16 protein-coding genes are annotated in these 17602 nt (G+C 34.3%); 13 read left to right on the top strand and 3 right to left on the bottom strand.

What is annotated here, in order from left to right; all coding sequences use genetic code 11:
- Nucleotides 1–103: 103 nt before the first annotated feature.
- From P8M54_RS05135 to hemA, 3 genes are all read right to left on the bottom strand, one after another.
- Entirely contained in the window at nt 104–796 is a 693-nt protein-coding gene (locus tag P8M54_RS05135) for a uroporphyrinogen-III synthase (protein ID WP_300285888.1), read from the bottom strand.
- A complete protein-coding gene (hemC, locus tag P8M54_RS05140) occupies nt 796–1722 on the bottom strand; it encodes a hydroxymethylbilane synthase (RefSeq protein WP_300285890.1) in 927 nt (308 codons plus the stop codon). The genes P8M54_RS05135 and hemC overlap by 1 nt, the downstream gene beginning before the upstream one ends.
- A 108-nt stretch (nt 1723–1830) precedes the next feature.
- Nucleotides 1831–3087 carry a glutamyl-tRNA reductase gene (gene hemA / locus P8M54_RS05145; RefSeq protein ID WP_300285892.1) on the bottom strand — a complete coding sequence of 419 codons (1257 nt, stop codon included), beginning with the start codon at nt 3085–3087 and terminating at the stop codon, nt 1831–1833.
- Nucleotides 3088–3315: 228 nt separating this feature from the next.
- On the opposite strand from hemA, the gene P8M54_RS05150 reads away from it, so the two are divergent.
- From P8M54_RS05150 to P8M54_RS05210, 13 genes are all read left to right on the top strand, one after another.
- Nucleotides 3316–4188: an AraC family transcriptional regulator gene (locus P8M54_RS05150; protein ID WP_300285895.1), complete on the top strand. Its 873-nt coding sequence runs from the start codon at nt 3316–3318 to the stop codon at nt 4186–4188.
- 100 nt (nt 4189–4288) lie between these two features.
- The gene (gene hemH / locus P8M54_RS05155) at nt 4289–5320 is read left to right on the top strand and encodes a ferrochelatase (RefSeq protein WP_300285897.1); all 1032 of its coding nucleotides are present in this window, start codon (nt 4289–4291) and stop codon (nt 5318–5320) included.
- Entirely contained in the window at nt 5321–6676 is a 1356-nt protein-coding gene (locus P8M54_RS05160) for an MATE family efflux transporter (protein WP_300285899.1), read from the top strand.
- Nucleotides 6663–7217: a CopD family protein gene (locus P8M54_RS05165; RefSeq protein WP_300285900.1), complete on the top strand. Its 555-nt coding sequence runs from the start codon at nt 6663–6665 to the stop codon at nt 7215–7217. The genes P8M54_RS05160 and P8M54_RS05165 overlap by 14 nt, the downstream gene beginning before the upstream one ends.
- A 60-nt stretch (nt 7218–7277) precedes the next feature.
- The gene (locus P8M54_RS05170; RefSeq protein ID WP_300285967.1) at nt 7278–8693 is read left to right on the top strand and encodes an ATP-binding protein; all 1416 of its coding nucleotides are present in this window, start codon (nt 7278–7280) and stop codon (nt 8691–8693) included.
- A 9-nt stretch (nt 8694–8702) separates the two neighbouring features.
- Nucleotides 8703–9485: an enoyl-CoA hydratase-related protein gene (locus tag P8M54_RS05175; protein ID WP_300285902.1), complete on the top strand. Its 783-nt coding sequence runs from the start codon at nt 8703–8705 to the stop codon at nt 9483–9485.
- 160 nt (nt 9486–9645) lie between these two features.
- Nucleotides 9646–10044 carry a hypothetical protein gene (locus P8M54_RS05180; RefSeq protein WP_300285904.1) on the top strand — a complete coding sequence of 133 codons (399 nt, stop codon included), beginning with the start codon at nt 9646–9648 and terminating at the stop codon, nt 10042–10044.
- Between the two features lie 83 nt (nt 10045–10127).
- The gene (locus tag P8M54_RS05185) at nt 10128–10451 is read left to right on the top strand and encodes an Hpt domain-containing protein (RefSeq protein ID WP_300285906.1); all 324 of its coding nucleotides are present in this window, start codon (nt 10128–10130) and stop codon (nt 10449–10451) included.
- 859 nt (nt 10452–11310) lie between these two features.
- Nucleotides 11311–12651 carry a UDP-glucose/GDP-mannose dehydrogenase family protein gene (locus P8M54_RS05190; RefSeq protein WP_300285908.1) on the top strand — a complete coding sequence of 447 codons (1341 nt, stop codon included), beginning with the start codon at nt 11311–11313 and terminating at the stop codon, nt 12649–12651.
- Nucleotides 12652–12818: 167 nt separating this feature from the next.
- Nucleotides 12819–13205: a response regulator gene (locus tag P8M54_RS05195; RefSeq protein ID WP_300285910.1), complete on the top strand. Its 387-nt coding sequence runs from the start codon at nt 12819–12821 to the stop codon at nt 13203–13205.
- A 48-nt stretch (nt 13206–13253) separates the two neighbouring features.
- Nucleotides 13254–14453, top strand: a complete 1200-nt coding sequence (locus P8M54_RS05200; protein ID WP_300285912.1) for a sugar transferase — start codon at nt 13254–13256, stop codon at nt 14451–14453.
- A gap of 25 nt (nt 14454–14478) precedes the next feature.
- Entirely contained in the window at nt 14479–15207 is a 729-nt protein-coding gene (locus P8M54_RS05205) for a TolC family protein (RefSeq protein ID WP_300285914.1), read from the top strand.
- 15 nt (nt 15208–15222) lie between these two features.
- A complete protein-coding gene (locus tag P8M54_RS05210) occupies nt 15223–17601 on the top strand; it encodes a hypothetical protein (protein WP_300285916.1) in 2379 nt (792 codons plus the stop codon).
- Nucleotide 17602 lies beyond the last annotated feature (1 nt).

Here is a 17602-nt window from a genome sequence, read left to right on the forward strand (position 1 = left end):
TCTCCTTTTAATGCTCTTAAAAATAAGTCGTTTTTTATCATTTTCTTGCTATTGGCTAGTCGCTTTTGGCTATTAGCTTATGGTTTATCTTGTTTTGTTTGTTCTAATTACCTTCTTCAGGCATTGGCGTGTAATGCTGAATTACCTCTATAATTACTTCTTCGATAGTAGGTATTTCAGGAATTACTATGTTTTTAATTTTCTTTTCTTCTAAAGCCGCAGCGGTTGTGCTGCCGATACAGAAGCAGAACTCTTTTTTGATTTTGTTATTCGATAAATAACTCTCCACCGCCGAAGGGCTGAAGAACATAATTCCGTCAAAATTCTCTTGATCTGAAATTTTAAAAGGAGCCAATTTTGTTTGGTACACCTCGATTTCGTTAAACGTAATACCCGCTTCTTTTAAAGCTTGTGGCAACGTCTCTTTTCTCAGGTTTCCGCTAAAAAAAGTATAGCTTTCTTTGTTATAAATAAGAGTAATGATCTCCGCTAATTCGGATGCGTAGTCTAGGTAAACATCTACAGTAAAACCATTTGCTTCTAGTAATTCTTTGGTTTTGATGCCAACGCAAAAAACAGGCTTGGTTTTTAAAGCTTCCCAACCGTTTTGTTCCATTAAGCTTAAAACCGCATTCTGACTACTGAAAATAAGATTATTATTGATTTTATCTAAATCAAAAAGGTTGTTTTTAATCTCGATAAAGTCTTGTTCTAACAAATCAAAGTCGGCATCGATAAATACTTGTCTTTGTTCTACAGAAAGTGTCTTAGTGGATAAAATACTTATTTGAGTCATTATTTTTTCAATTTGTTTTTGATTTCTGCCATCAGTTTTGTTCCTTCATTATTCAACACTTCTTGAGCCGAAAAGAACCCCAATTTCTTCCATTCTTCGATAGGAACAATTTTGTCGACTTCAATTTTTTCTTTTCCGTCAAGCGAAAATAAAACCCCTTGAAAATGGATTGTATCTTCTTGTTCATCGTATTTAGCCAAAGCACCAATTGGCGCCGTGCAACCACCTTCCAATGTTTTTAGAAATTGTCGTTCGATATAGGTACAAATTTCTGTTTCGATATCATTTAAATGCGACAGTGCATCTTGTGTAAACGCATCCTCTTGCATTGCCAACACAAGCATAGCGCCTTGAGCTGGAGCAGGAATCATCCAATCTAAGTTAATGTAATTCTCGGGTTTCAAATTGATTCTTTCCAGTCCTGCTGCTGCAAATACAGCTCCGTTCCAGTCACCTTCATTGAGCTTTTTCATGCGCAAATTTACATTTCCGCGTAGATCAACTACATTGTGAGTAGGATATTTGTTCAACCATTGTGCTTGACGACGCAAACTTCCGGTTGCAATAGTTCCAGATGCATTTAGAAAATCCAGATTTCCTTTGTGTACTAAAATATCTACGGTATTGGCTCTTTCAAGAACGGCTGCTTGCACAATTCCTTTTGGTAACGCTGTTGGAACATCTTTCATTGAATGCACCGCGATATCCACATCACCGTTTATCATGGCAACATCTAGCGTTTTAGTAAAAATTCCTGTGATGCCTAATTCGTAAAGTGGCTTGTCTAAAATCACATCACCAGTTGATTTTACAGCAACAATCTTGGTTTTATAACCCAAATCGTTCAACTTTTTTTCGACGGTATGCGCTTGCCAAAGTGCTAATTCACTGTCTCTGGTACCAATTCGTATTGTTTTTTCAGCCATTTTTATTTTTTGATTTCAAAATAAGTTTTGAATTAAAACCATTAAGAAATTAAGATTCATTAAGTTGTATTCTCTTCAAATAACATCAAAATAAAGATTGTGTCAACCTTACTTCGCCGCCAGTCCTATTTTAAAAACCTTCTCAATCCATTCAATGCTTTCATCTACCATAGTGTCATCATCTTTTAAATGGTTCGCAAATTGAGTAGTGATCTTTTGAATGATTCTAGCACTGATAATTTCGGCTTGTTCCTCGTTGAAATCAGCTATTTTTTTGCTTTGAAAGTTTAATTCTGATACTTTCATTGCATTCAGTTTTTCCTTTAAAGCGTGGATGGTAGGAGCAAATTTGCGTCCTTTTGTCCAAACATTAAATTCTTCTTTGATTTCTTCGATGATCGCTTCGGCAGCTGGAATATGATTTTTTCGGTTCTCTAAAGTTTCATCGGTTAATTGAGACAAGTAATCCATATGAATTAGAGTTACTCCTTCTAACTCTTCAACGTCAGCGTGTACATTTTTAGGAATTGACAAATCTAAAATCAGTAAGGGTTTCTTAAGATTCAATATTGCTTTGTCTACAGTAGGATTTTGAGCACCTGTAGCCACCACAACCACATCCGCTTTTTGTAATTCTAAATGCAGTTCAGAGTAGTCTTTTACAATCAGATTCAGTTTTCCAGCTAATTTCTCTGCCTTATCTTTAGTTCTATTGATAAGCGTAATATGCTCGTTCTTAGTGTGTTTTACTAAATTCTCACAAGTATTACGACCTATTTTACCAGTACCGAATAAAAGAATGTTTTTATTACCAACATCCTCAACGTTTTTCATGATGTATTGTACGGCTGCAAAAGAAACTGAAGTGGCGCCTGAGCTTATCTCCGTATCGTTCTTAATTTTTTTACTAGCTTGGATAACAGCATTTACTAATCGCTCCATGAAATTATTAGTTAATCCCATTGCTTTAGACTGCGTGAAACTAGAACGGATTTGAGAAATGATTTCAAAATCGCCCAAAATCTGACTGTCTAAACCCGTTCCTACTCTAAAAATATGTGTGATTGCTTCTTGATTTTTGTAAACAAAACCTACTTTTTGAAATTCTTCAACACTACCATTACTGTTCTCACAAATCAATTTGATCAATTGAAAAGGATGTTCAGCGAATCCATAAATCTCCGTACGATTACAAGTAGATGTAACGATTAAACTCTCGATTCCCTCGGTTTTTGCTTGTTCCAGCAAACGTGTTTTTGCTAAAGTATCTAAGCTAAACTTACCTCTCATTTCGGCATCTGCTTTTTTATAGCTGAGTCCTACTGAATAAAAATAGTGGTGTTTAGACTGGGTATTATTTTCCATAGTATTACTTTTCAAGAAAGTGGTACAAAATTATTACTAACATACCTTTAAAAGTAACGCTAGAAGTACTATTTGTGTCGCTGGATGTTTTTTTGATTCTAAAAGATGAAAAATAGCTAAAAAACGCTATTTTTGTGGAGCAAGCGAGGGATTTGTATTCCTTAAATTAGAAACGTTCTAAATTAAAGAGAATATTTTTTAAACCTTTGCCATTAAAAAAATATCGCTATGAGTTCACAAGAAATTATAAAGATAGAAGACGATTTTACCTTAATTCGGTTTCAAAATGACAGCACAGAAAGCTTCAACGCGCAGCGAGAAGTGAGCAGTGGACTGATTCAGTTTCATTTTGGATTGAAAGGAAGTGCTAAATTCATCTTCAATCAAGGGAATTATGCCTTAGAACTTAAAGAGGAGAAATCATTATTATTGTACAATCCTCAAAAAGAACTTCCCTTAAATCTAGAACTTGCACCAAACTCCTGGGTGATTTCTGTTATCATCTCCATAAAAAAGTTCCACGCTTTATTTTCAACCGAGGCTGATTATATTACTTTTTTAAGTGGTGAAAACAAGGATAAAAAATATTATAACGAAGGAAACATAAGTCCATCGATGGCTATTGTTTTGAGCCAATTGTTTCATTACAACTTACATCCTTCTATAAAAAACCTCTATTATAAAGGTAAAGGTTACGAATTACTAAGTTTGTATTTTAACCGTACCGAAGATCCCAATGCAGAGCAATGTCCGTTCTTAATTGATGAGGATAACGTCATGAAAATCAGAAAAGCAAAGGAAATTATCATTGCCAACATGGCCGAACCACCCGGTTTACAAGAATTAGCAGACGAAATAGGATTGAATTTAAAGAAACTTAAAATGGGTTTCAAACAAATTTATGGAGATACCGTTTACGGATTTTTGTTTGATTACAAAATGGACTTTGCTCGAAAACTACTCGATAGCGGCTCTTATAATGTAAACGAAGTAGGTTTAAAAATAGGATACAGCACCGGAAGTCATTTTATAGCTGCGTTCAAAAAGAAATTTGCAACCACTCCTAAAAAATATTTGATGTCAATCAATCCTAATGCATAACAGTAATTGATTTTACATATTAAACAATAAATAAAAAATAGTTAATCGTACTTAAGAGAAAACCATCTTTAAGTACTTTTACAAAATAAAAAAAAGCAAGATGAAAGGTGTATTATTAGTTAATTTAGGTTCTCCTGAAAGTCCTACTCCCAAAGATGTAAAACCATATTTAGACGAATTTTTGATGGATAAATATGTAATTGACGTTCCGTTTTTATTACGAGCATTGCTTGTACGCGGAATCATTTTACAAACCAGACCTAAAAAATCAGCTGCTGCTTACGCAAAAATATGGTGGGACGAAGGTTCACCGCTTGTTGTTATTTCAAGAAGAATGCATGAGAAAGTACAAAAACTAGTGGATGTACCTGTTTCTTTAGCGATGCGTTACGGGAATCCATCTTTACTTTCTGGTTTGCAAGAACTACACGATAAAGGCGTGACCGAAGTAATGCTATTCCCTTTGTATCCGCAGCACGCGATGGCTTCAACCACGACAATTTTAGAATTGGCCGAGGAACACAGACAAAAGTATTTCCCTAACATGAAATTTACTATCGTCCCTGCTTTTTACAACAAACCTGATTATTTAAAAAACCTTTCCGACTCTATAAAAGGTCATTTAGAAGGCTTTGATTACGACCACCTTTTGTTCTCGTACCACGGAATTCCGGAGCGACACATTCGTAAAACAGATATTACTAAATCACATTGTAAAATTGATGGATCTTGTTGCAATACACCCTCACCAGCACATGAATTTTGCTATCGTCACCAATGTTACGAGACCACGAAACAAGTAGTGAAATTATTGGGTATTCCAGAAGGGAAATACAGCCAAACATTCCAATCGCGTTTAGCGGGTGATAAATGGTTAACTCCTTACACCGATGTTGAAGTTAATAATATGCCTGAAAAAGGTATTAAAAAATTAGCCGTTGTAACTCCGGCCTTCGTTTCTGACTGCTTAGAAACCTTGGAAGAAATCGCAATGGAAGCCAATCACGAATTCAAAGAGCATGGCGGTGAAGAATTCATGGCTATCCCTTGCTTGAATGATGGTGACGAGTGGTGTCAAACAGTAAGTAATTGGGTTAACGAATGGGCAACGGTAGAAAAACCAGTAGTTTAAATGGCGGTTTCTTCGGAAGAATTAGGAACACAAGACATTAAAAAGCTGTTGGTTAAGCAGGCGGTACCTGCATCGATTGGGATTTTATTTCTGTCGGTTAACATCTTAATCGACACCATCTTTGTGGGGCAATGGATTGGTTCGTTAGCCATTGCAGCTGTCACTGTTGTGTTACCTATAACTTTCTTGATTTCATCGTTGGGTATGGCCATTGGCGTAGGCGGAGGATCTGTTTTATCCAGAGCTTTAGGAGCAAAAGACCATGGCAAAGCAAAGAGCACTTTTGCGAATCAAATCATGATGACTTTTGCTTTGTCAACTGTTTTTTGCCTTCTAGGAATTTTTTTTAGCGAAGAAATGCTTCTGCTTTTTGGAGCCAAAGGAGCTATAATTCAGCCCGCAACCGAATTTTTTAAACCAATTATATTATCCGTTCCCTTTCTGGCTCTTTGCATGATGGGGAACAATATTATCCGAGCCGAAGGCAAACCTAAATTTGCGATGATTGCAATGATTGTCCCTGCTTTCTTCAACATTGCCTTAGATATTGTGTTTATTAAAGTTATGAATTTGGGTATGACAGGTGCGGCTTATGCAACATCCATATCCTATTTCATGTGTTTTGTATTTGTACTGTGGTTTTTTCTTTTTAAAAGCGAAATAAAACTAAAAGCAGTTCATTTTAAATTCAACTATGACATCTTAAAGGAAATTAGCACACTTAGTTTTGTTACTTTCTCGAGACAAGGCGTCATCGCGATCCTATCTATTATTTTAAATCACACGCTGTACACTTATGGCGGTGAACATTCTATAACCGTTTATGGAATCATTAGCAGAATGTTAATGTTTGCGCTCTTCCCAATTCTAGGCATCACTCAAGGGTTCTTGCCCATTGCGGGTTATAATTACGGTGCCCGTAACTATGACAGAGTCAAAGAAAGTATTGGCATCTCAATAAAATATGCAGCACTGTTAGCTAGTATTATATTTATACTCATTTTACTTTTTGCTACACCGATAGTGACAATTTTCACTGATGATCAAACGGTTTTAGACGAAACTCCTAATGCACTGCGTTGGGTTTTTGCAGCCTCACCTATTATTGCAGTACAACTCATCGGGTCAGCCTATTTTCAAGCGGTAGGAAAGGCGAGAAAGGCACTTTTGCTTACTTTGAGCAAGCAAGGATTTTTCTTAATTCCGCTAGTGCTTATTTTACCTAATTTTTTTGGTATTTTTGGTGTGTGGGTTGCTTTTCCAATTTCTGATGTACTATCAACTTTACTTACTGCCTTTTTTCTGAAAAGGGAAATGAATACAACACTAATTCAATCTACTGATGGACTATTATAACTACCTCAAGTCACTACACCTCATCTTCGTAATCACTTGGTTTGCAGGTTTATTTTACATTGTACGCCTTTTTGTTTACCAAATTGAAGCAGCGGACAAACCTTCACCAGAAAAAGAAATTTTGCAAAAGCAATACAAAATAATGACCTATCGCTTGTGGTACATCATTACTTGGCCATCAGCAGTTTTAGCTAGCTTTTTTGCTTTTTGGATGTTGTTCTTTACTCCAATGGGACAAGCATGGCTACAAATGCCGTGGATGCATGTAAAACTTGGCTTTGTTTTTGTGCTGTACTTGTACCATGCTAAATGCCAACAAATTTTTAATCAATTACAACGGGATGAAGTAAAATACACCACGAACTACATGAGGCTGTGGAATGAAGGTGCTACATTGATTCTTTTTGCAGTGGTATTTTTAGTTATTTTAAAAAATGCAGTAAATTGGATTTATGGAGTGGTGGGGATTTTTATGTTCTCCATAATAATTATGTTAGGATTTAAATTTTACAAACGAATAAGAGAGAAAAATCAATCTTAAAATATGCTAAAAAACTTCAAATTATCAATGCTTTCGTTACGAGTTCGAATCTTCCTTTCGATGATCGTTTTGATAATTGTTGCATCCATATTATTAGCTTCCATTTCGATTATCCAATTTAAAAATGAAGCCAAAGAATACCATCAAGAACGTTTAGAGCGTAAAGAAAATGCGGTTAAAGAACACATTAACTATGTCCTTTCGACTACAACTTACCCTTTGACAACCGAGAATTTAGACCTGATTTTTAAGGATAAAATTCATGAATTGGCTCAAATTCACAACATCGAAATCAACATATACGATCTGGATGGTAAACTTTTAAAATCATCAAAGGAATCCTTTTCCGTCGATAAAGTTTCGCCTCCAATTCCAAAATATATATTGAAGCTCGTACGCTCCTCCATCGAAAAGCGCTACGTTGACATCAAAACAATAGATGGGGTCAAAAATAGATCTTCCTTTACCCAAATCAAAGATGATCGCTTCAAACCATTAGGTGTTTTAAATTTACCCTATTTAGAAGATGATGGCTTTTATCAGAAGGAATTGAGTAGTTTCCTGATCAGGCTAGGGCAAGTATATTCGTTTATGCTTTTGGTGGCATTTGCCTTGGCTTATTTCCTATCCTCTTATATTACTAAGTCCCTAAAAACGATCTCTGACAAACTGAATGAGACGAGTTTGAATCAGAAGAACGAAAAAATACATTTAGAGGCCAACAGTAAAGAAATTAATTTACTGATAAAAGCCTACAATCAAATGGTTGACGAACTAGAGAAAAGTGCCTTAAAACTGGCTCAAAGCGAACGAGAAGAAGCTTGGCGCGAAATGGCAAAGCAAGTCGCTCACGAAATTAAAAATCCGTTGACGCCTATGCGATTAACGGTTCAAAGTTTTCAAAGAAGGTTTAGTCCTGATGATCCTAACGTTAATCAAAAAATGAAGGATTACTCAGAAACTTTGATTCAGCAAATAGATACGATGAGCGCAGTTGCCTCGGCATTTTCAAATTTTGCATCCATGCCAGCCCAACAAAACGAAACTTTAAATGTGGTAGAAGTAGTTGAGTTAGCTTTAGATATCTTCAACGAAAATAATATCATCTTTGAACCCGAATATCCTGAAATTATCTCTAAAATAGACCGAACGCAATTGGTTCGCATCATCACCAATTTAGTTAAAAATGCTATTCAATCCATTCCAGAATTGCAAGAGCACAAGCAAATAAAAGTAGTGGTGAAAAAGGTTTTGAACAACGTTTTAATTACTGTAGAGGATAATGGCGTTGGAATTAATCCAATTGATATCAATAGAATATTTCAACCCAAATTTACCACTAAAAACAGTGGAATGGGCCTTGGACTGGGTATTATTAAAAACATTATTGAAAATTACAAAGGAACAATTACCTTTGAAACAGAATACGGAAAAGGAACTCGTTTTATCGTTTCGCTTCCAATAATTAACTCTTAAACAAGTATTATGACTTACGAAAACATTCTAGTTGCCTCAGAAAACAGCATTGCAACTATTACCATAAACCGCCCAACAAAATTAAACGCATTAAACACAAGGACGATTAAAGAGCTACATCATGCCTTTGAAAGTTTAGAAAAAAACTACGATACTCGTGTTATTATATTAACGGGAAGCGGCGAAAAAGCATTTGTAGCAGGAGCCGATATCGCAGAGTTTGCACAGTTTTCAGTTGAAGAAGGTGCCCAATTAGCAGCACAAGGACAAGATATCCTTTTTAACTTTGTTGAGAACTTAAAAATACCTGTAATTGCAGCCGTTAACGGATTTGCATTAGGAGGCGGATTAGAATTGGCAATGTCTTGCCATATTAGAGTAGCTTCGGACAATGCCAAAATGGGACTTCCAGAAGTTTCATTAGGTGTGATTCCGGGTTACGGAGGAACACAACGCTTACCACAATTAATTGGTAAAGGTCGTGCCATGGAAATGATTATGACTGCGGGTATGATTGGAGCTGACGAAGCTTACCGTAACGGTTTAGCGAATCATGTGGTACCTCAGGCAGAACTTTTAGATTTTTGCAACGGTATCGCATCTAAAATCATGAAAAACTCACCTGTTGCAATAACTAAAGCCATTAAAGCAGTAAATGCCAATTTTAAAGATGGTGAAAATGGTTATGAAACCGAAATAAAATCGTTTGGAAAATGCTTTGGTACTGAAGATTTTAAAGAAGGTACAACCGCATTTTTAGAGAAAAGAAAAGCCGTTTTCCAAGGGAAATAAAGAAACAATAGCTTGGATTATTTACAACCACAGTGTTAATTACCTTTACTAATTGCACTGTGGTTTTTGTTTTTCTACACTAAATTTTATCTAATTAGTCCCTAAATACCATTAACAAAAGCTAATTTTGCAGTTAGAGATCTTCAAAAAAACGAACACAATGTCATACGAACCTATATTTGCCCTTTTTTGGGAACGAGTGAAACAAAGTATTAACGATAAAACCTACTCTAAATTAACTTTGGCGAAGACCATAGGCGATACCGAAATTAAAAATATCTACGTACGTCCCGTTCTTATAGAAAATGATGTATTTATGCTCTCTTTAAGCACCAAATACAAAACGGAAGAAGTAGAAAGTTTTCATACGATCGACGATGCCTACCCTATCTTGGCCTCGTACATGAATAATCCGTTTTTAACCGCCTTGTTGTTTACTACTGAAAACGATATTACTTTTAAACTCAATAAAAAAAGAGTAGGAACCATTATCGAACAAGCACCAACGTTTAAAAGCGCATCTGATGTGATTATTGAAATGCAAGAAAAAGGACTTTAGTTTCGCATCAACTAAGGAATTAAACCAGATTTACATTCCAAACCAATTAAAAATACTTTATTTGTCACTTAAACTTTATCATTATGGAACAGCCTAATTATTCCTATTTAAACAGCTTTACCGGCGGAGATAAAGAATTTGAAAAAAAAATACTTGCTGTCATAAAAAGTGAATTTCCTACTGAAAGAAACACCTATGCCGGAAATATTGATTCTAAAATATTCGATATAGCGGCAAAAAATGTGCATAAACTAAAACACAAAATTAGTTTACTGGGACTTGAGGAAAGTTACGCATTAGCGAATAAGCATGAATTAAACTTATTAGAAGGCAACAATTCTCTGCATGATAACTTTAATGCCATCCTAGACATAATGGAGCAGTTTTTAACTGATCTACAATTATAATAGTAGTACAACATAGTTTATAGTAGTTTTTGTAATTAGTTTTAATACAGCTAAATACAATTTACAAAGTATTAGTTTAGCACTTAAACTGGTCTTTACTTGTAATTATTTTTTTTTAAATAAACTTCATCGGCAAACTATACACTCCCTATTGCCAGCCACATTGTAAATGCTACTACCAATCAACTAAAACCAGTAATTTACCCTAAAATAAGGTGAAAATTGATGTTACAAGTTCAGTTGTACCTCTTAAACAGTGAACTACTAGTACAAAAAGACCCTATGATTGAATAATATGTCTTTGTTCCTTTTATTCCAAATGCGAAAACACCCTATAAATTAAGTTGCTTTACGATACCAAAAATGGGGATACTAATTCAATCTAACAATGCAGAATAGTATTAGTAATGTCAAAAAATATAATTTCCTTTTAAAGACATTATTAAAATACCTATTATAATATTTTTTATTAACCAAAAAAATAATAAATTAGCATATAATTTTATTTAAAGTGAACTTCTTAAAACCCACGATTTTCATATAAAACATCCAAATACTGACTCAAGATCCCTTTACTACTTCTAAAAAACTAACCCTAGGGAGAAGTCACTACAGAAAACAATCAGTTTTATTTGTAAGTGTTTTTACAATTAGTACTAATAAATACCAAAAATAACATTTAATCGATATTTATTGCTTTTTATCGGTGTTTTTATTCTTTTTGTATTATATTTGAGTAAGAATTAACCGAACTGTTATTTAAATGACAGTTAATTAACGAACAACATATTTAATTTTTTGATTGTGTTTTAGTTTAAAAAGTCAAGTGTTTTTTGATAACCAAAAAAATCTCTATAGTATGAAAATTGTAATTGTTGGAAGCGGATACGTTGGACTAGTAACAGGTGCGTGTTTTTCCGAAGTTGGTATTGATGTTACGTGTGTGGATATTGATCGTAATAAAATAGACAATCTTAATAAAGGAATTATCCCTATTTACGAGCCTGGATTAGAAGAAATGATAACCAGAAACATGAAAAAAGGGCGATTAAGTTTCACAACTAACATCGCTGAGGCTTTAGTAGATTCTGAAGTTTTATTTATTTCTGTTGGAACTCCACCAGATGAAGACGGTAGTGCTGATCTCAAATACGTATTATCTGTCGCTAGAGACTGCGGTAAAAACATCAATGATTACTTACTTGTTGTTACTAAAAGTACGGTTCCTGTAGGTACTTCGCAAAAAGTTAAAAAAGCATTACAAGAAGAACTAGATAAACGAAATGTTCAAATAGAATTTGATGTAGCTTCAAATCCTGAGTTTCTTAAAGAAGGAGCCGCAATTGACGATTTCTTAAAACCAGATAGAATCGTAGTAGGATTAGAAAGCGAACGAGCTGAAGACTTAATGAAAAGTTTGTACAAGCCTTTTACCCTTAATGGTCATCCTGTTATTTTTATGGATATCATATCAGCAGAAATGACAAAATATGCAGCAAATTCAATGCTTGCCGCTAAAATTAGTTTTATAAATGACATCGCAAACCTTTGTGAGATTGTAGGCGCTGATATCAATAAAGTTCGAAAAGGAATTGGCTCTGACTCTCGCATTGGTCACAAATTTATATATCCCGGAATTGGATATGGTGGTTCTTGTTTCCCAAAAGATGTTCAAGCATTAATTCAAACAGCAAGTGAACATAATTATGAATTAAGAGTTCTAAAAGCAGTAGAGGCAGTAAATAATGACCAAAAGCTTGTGCTTTTTCATAAAATAATGAAATATTTTAACGGAGATGTAAATGGTAAAACAATCGCACTTTGGGGACTGTCATTTAAACCACAAACTGATGATATGCGCGAAGCTCCTTCACTCTACATTGTCCAGCATTTATTAAAAGCAGGGGCTATTATTAAAGCGTATGATCCAATTGCTATCAACGAGGCTAAACATCATTTTGGCGACACCATATCCTACTGCGAAGACCAATACGAAACACTTATTGATGCCGACTGTCTCGCGATATTAACAGAATGGCCCGAATTTAAATTCCCAAATCTAAAAATAGTTCAAAAATTACTTAAAACACCTGCTGTTTTTGACGGTAGAAATATATACGATAGACAAGAAATGAAAGACAGTGGATTTGATTATTTCTGTATCGGAATCAACACCTCAATGGATAGCGTCACACTATAATCTAAACATCAAATAATGTCTAGCAATGAAAGTTAATTACACAATAACTCTACAAACGTAACATTTAAAGTCAAGTATATTATAATCCTAAACCGTACGCTTACTTAATTTCGAACTTGATAAGAGTCTTGGCTTTTATTGGTTTTCAATAGCAAAAAGAAGAAATAATGAAGAAAAAAATACTAATTTTAGATGATGAAATGAGCATTTGCCTCCTTTTAGAAAACTTCCTGTCAAAAAATCATGAAGTTGTATCAATGAATAACGGACTTGATGCTTTACTATGGCTTGATGACAATATCCCTGATTTAATTATTAGTGACATTCAGATGGAAAAAATGGATGGATATGAATTTCTGACACAGCTTCGTCAACGCGGCTTTACAAAGCATACACCGTGCATCATGTTATCAGGAAAATCAGAAAGTAAAGAACGTATAAAATGTTATAAACTTGGAGCACAAGATTACCTTACCAAGCCTTTTAATCCTGAAGAATTAGATGAATTGGTTAAGAAAAACTTATTTCCTATTCATTATGCAATAGAGTGGTAAATACACACAGCAACTTCAATTACAACCGAATCTAAAGACTTAATTACTATGAATCCAATTCTTACTATTTTATACATTGGGAACAATCCTGCCTATTTTGATGTGGTGGAACAGAATAAATGGACCATAATAACATTAGATAATAGTGCCAAAGTCACTAACTATCTAGAAAATCAAAAAAAACCCGACGCTATAATTTGCGATTATAACTTACCAGGAAATAATGGAATTTACCTTTTTGATTGGATCAGAAGCAATAGTTCATTAGATACAATTCCGTTTATACTGTTATCAAAAGAGTTCAACATCGATCTCTACAAGTTAGCTTTCCAGAAAAAAATTGACGATTTTTATGTTACCTCAGTAACGGAGCCATTGGATATTTTAAATCGCACTTCATTTCTTTGCGATAATAGAAAACCTGTTGCGGTAAAACAAGAATTTAAACCTATTAAAGAGGCTTATAAAATGCCACTTTCAAAACGTATTTTTGATATTTTTGTTGCCTCATCTGTCTTATTAGTTGCCTCCCCGTTTTTGCTGCTTATCATACTAGCTATTCGACTAGAGTCAAAAGGAAAAGTGTATTATGTATCAAAAAGAGTCGGTCGCAAAACATTTGATTTTTACAAATTGAGATCAATGCGTACAGGATCCGACGAATTATTAAAGAAACTAGCACTTGAAAAAAATCAATACAAAAAAGAAGAAACAGTTTCAGCAAATAATCCCCTTGAAACACCTTGCCCTCGATGCAGCAATTTAGCAGTCGGCAACTCTTGCTCTCCTCTAATGTACATTGATACTCACGCTATTTGCGATTATTGGTACAATATTCAAAAACAAGAAGCTGCAAAAAGCAATTCAACTTTTGTTAAAATTGTTGATGACCCTCGTGTTACCAAGGTTGGAAAATTTATTAGAAACACTAGTATTGATGAATTACCACAGTTAATTAATGTTTTAAAGGGTGACATGTCTATTGTAGGCAACAGACCTTTACCCGTTTACGAAGCCGAACTAATTACTGGTGATGAAATCTCTAAACGCTTTTTAGCACCTCCGGGAATAACGGGATTATGGCAGGTAGAACTCAGAGGAAAAGGCGGAAAAATGTCTGAAGAAGAAAGAATGCGACTAGATAATGAATATGCTGATCAATTTGAAGGAGATAATTATTCATTTTGGTATGACATTAAGCTCATCCTAAGAACAATTCCTGCATTACTTCAAAAAGGATCTGTCTAAAAATAAGGTTTACTTTTACAACAACATGAAACAATTAGTACCACTACTCTTTATCCTAACCTTATCGGTGTTTTCGATCAACGTAACGACTGCACAATCAACTGATATTGACAATAATCGGGAGGAAATACAACTACCCTCTCTTCAAGTAATCATAGATTCTGTTTTGAGCAGGAACTCTATGCTTAAATTTAGAAACCAACACATTGGTGTCAAAGAATCGACTTTGGCATCAGAGCGAATTTACTGGACACGAAATTTTGGAGTTCAAGCTGATACAAAATATGGTAATTTAAATAATTTCTCTACCAATGCTGATGCGCAAGGCAACACTTCTGTCTTAACAACTTCATCACAATTCAATTATAGTGTAGGCGTTTATCTTAAAATTCCTGTTTTTGATTTTATAAATAGAAAGCATCAAGTAGGTTTAGCAAAACTAGAGCTCGACGAGGCGAAAAGTATGGCTAAGTTTCAAGAAGATGAGATTAGACAAACTGTGATAAAGATGTATCAAGACTTGATTTTGAAACAAAGAGTTCTCAAAATAAAATCAAAAGTACTAAGCGACGGCAAAGTAAATATGCAAATGGTAGAAAAAGAATTTAGAAACGGAGTAGTTCCCGTTGCTGAATATGTAAGGATAACAAGTATTACATCGAATGTAGAAGTAGATTATGAGTTCGCTAAGTCTGAATTTATAACAGCAAAAAAACTTTTAGAAGACATGGCTGGATTTACCTTTTACCAATAAGTTGAAAATAAAACTATGAAAATAATTGAATTTATTAGATTAATACTAAAACACTTAGCATTATTAATACTAGTGCCGCTTTTCCTAGCGGTATTAGTATTAGTGCTTACTAGCAAACCCAATTTTGAATATACGTCTCAAACGATTTTATATACTGGACTTGCCACAGGGTCCTCGATTGAGATGGATAAAACATTTAATTATTTTGCTACCAATACTTCTTTTGATAACCTCATCAATATTATTAACTCCAGAGAAACCCAAGAGGAAGTGGCAGTACGCTTGTTTGCCACACACATCATGTTACCAAAGGCCAACCCTAAATATATATCCAAAAAGCTGTTTGACGAACTTAAATTAAAGGTTCCAAAAAATATTTACAAATACATCGCTAAAGGAAACAGTAGTGGAATGTTAGCAAGTGACACTCTAGCTATTTACAATTCGCTACCTCCAGAAATTGATAGATACAATTATGAAAAAACAGTGAAGCAATTATTGCAATTAATGAAAAGCAGTAGTGATAATTACATCTATGAGTTACTAAATTATGAAGATGACAAGCATTATTCTATCAAAGCTTTATCCAGTATTCAAGCCACTAGAATAAACAGTAGTGACTTGATAAAAATGAGTTATACGGTAGATGATCCTGGTATTTGTCAGCAAACACTAGAGATTTATAACGCCATTTGCATTAAAAACTATAAAAATATAAAAGAAAACAGATCGGATGCGGTCGTAAAATATTTTCAAGAGCAATTAGGGCAGGCTAACAACACCTTAAAATTAGCCGAGGACAAGTTACTAGAGTTCAATAAGTCATACAACATTATCAATTACTACGAACAAAGTAAAGCTGTTGCAGTTGTAAAAGAAGATATGGAAGTTGACTACAATAATAAAAAAGCACAGTTAGCTGGAACAGAGGCATCGACTAAAAGACTAGAAGAAAAACTTAACGTACAGGAATATATTCAAAATGAAACCTATAAAGTACTTGAAAAAAAGAAGTCATTGGGCGAAATTAATTATCAAATTGCGTTCAACGAAGCAAGTATAGAATCCAATACTAATGACAAACTAGAATCAAAGCTTACTGCTCTAAAAAAACAAAGAGAAGCCTTGACAGCCGATATTAAAAAAAGCGTAGATGATATTTATAGTTATCAAAATTCAATAGATGGCGTTCCATTAACTAAAATACTACCTGACTGGATGAACAGTGTTGTTGAGTCTGACAACCTCAAGGCCAAGATAAAGGTCATGGATAAGCAAAATAAAGATTTTCAACAACAATATGCTACTTACGCCCCAGCAGGTGCAACTATAAAACGATTAGAGCGCGAAATATCGGTTTCAGAACAGGGATATTTAGAGTTACTGCATGGGTTAAACTTAGCAAAACTAAAACTGCAAGACAATGAAATGTCTTCAAATCTAAAAGCTATTGATCCGCCATTTTATCCTTTATCCCCAAACCCAACCAAAAGAGCCATTTTAATTATTGCTGCTGCTTTTATTGGTGGTATCATAACGCTAGCCATAATTTTAATCATGGAATATTTTGATGACACTCTTAAAAACGCAAAAAAAGCGAGCAAAAAATTAGGCTTACCCGCTTTAGGCATGATTCCTAAAATGATCTTAGATCCAGGAAATATTAATTTGGCGTTTATTCAAAAAAGACTTCTAGCAATTGTTACGCAAAATATTTTACAGTATTTTGGTTCTCAACCTACAATAAAATCGCCAAAGACCATTGTAGTATTCAGTACACAAAGCATGGAGGGTAAAACAGTTGTGGCAGGAAATATCGCTAAAACATTAAAACAAGAAGGAAAAAAAGTACTAATGTTAACTTATGACAATAGACAAAAACCCATTGTTCAGCAAAGAAAATTTTCAATCATCAATAAACTTCTTGGCTATCCTGATCCTAGAATAGATCTTGCCAACCCTTTTCTTGCAGATGTAGGCAGCTATTTAAATAAGTCCGAATACTATTCGTATAAAATGGATCATCAATTTTATGAGGCTAAAAACTATATAGATCTACTTGAGCAGAACAACATAAACCTTACATATGATCCTGATTTTGTAATTATCGAGTTACCTTCTTTGATTTTTAACAATTACCCAGCTGATTTAATGACCCACGCGGACTTAGGTATTTTAGTATGTCGCTCAAATAGAATTTGGACAGAAGCAGATCAGGCTGCAATAAATAACCTATTGGTTAAGGCTACATCCAAAATTAAGATTATTGTTAATGGTGTAAGCATAAATGAAATCGAATCTGTACTGGGTGATTTACCTAAAAAGAGAAGCATCCTAAGAAAAAAAATAAAAGCCATGTTTAAATTTCAATTTTTCTCTAAAAATCAGATTTAAA

The organism is Flavobacterium sp. (assembly GCF_029242675.1).
Lineage (GTDB): Bacteria > Bacteroidota > Bacteroidia > Flavobacteriales > Flavobacteriaceae > Flavobacterium.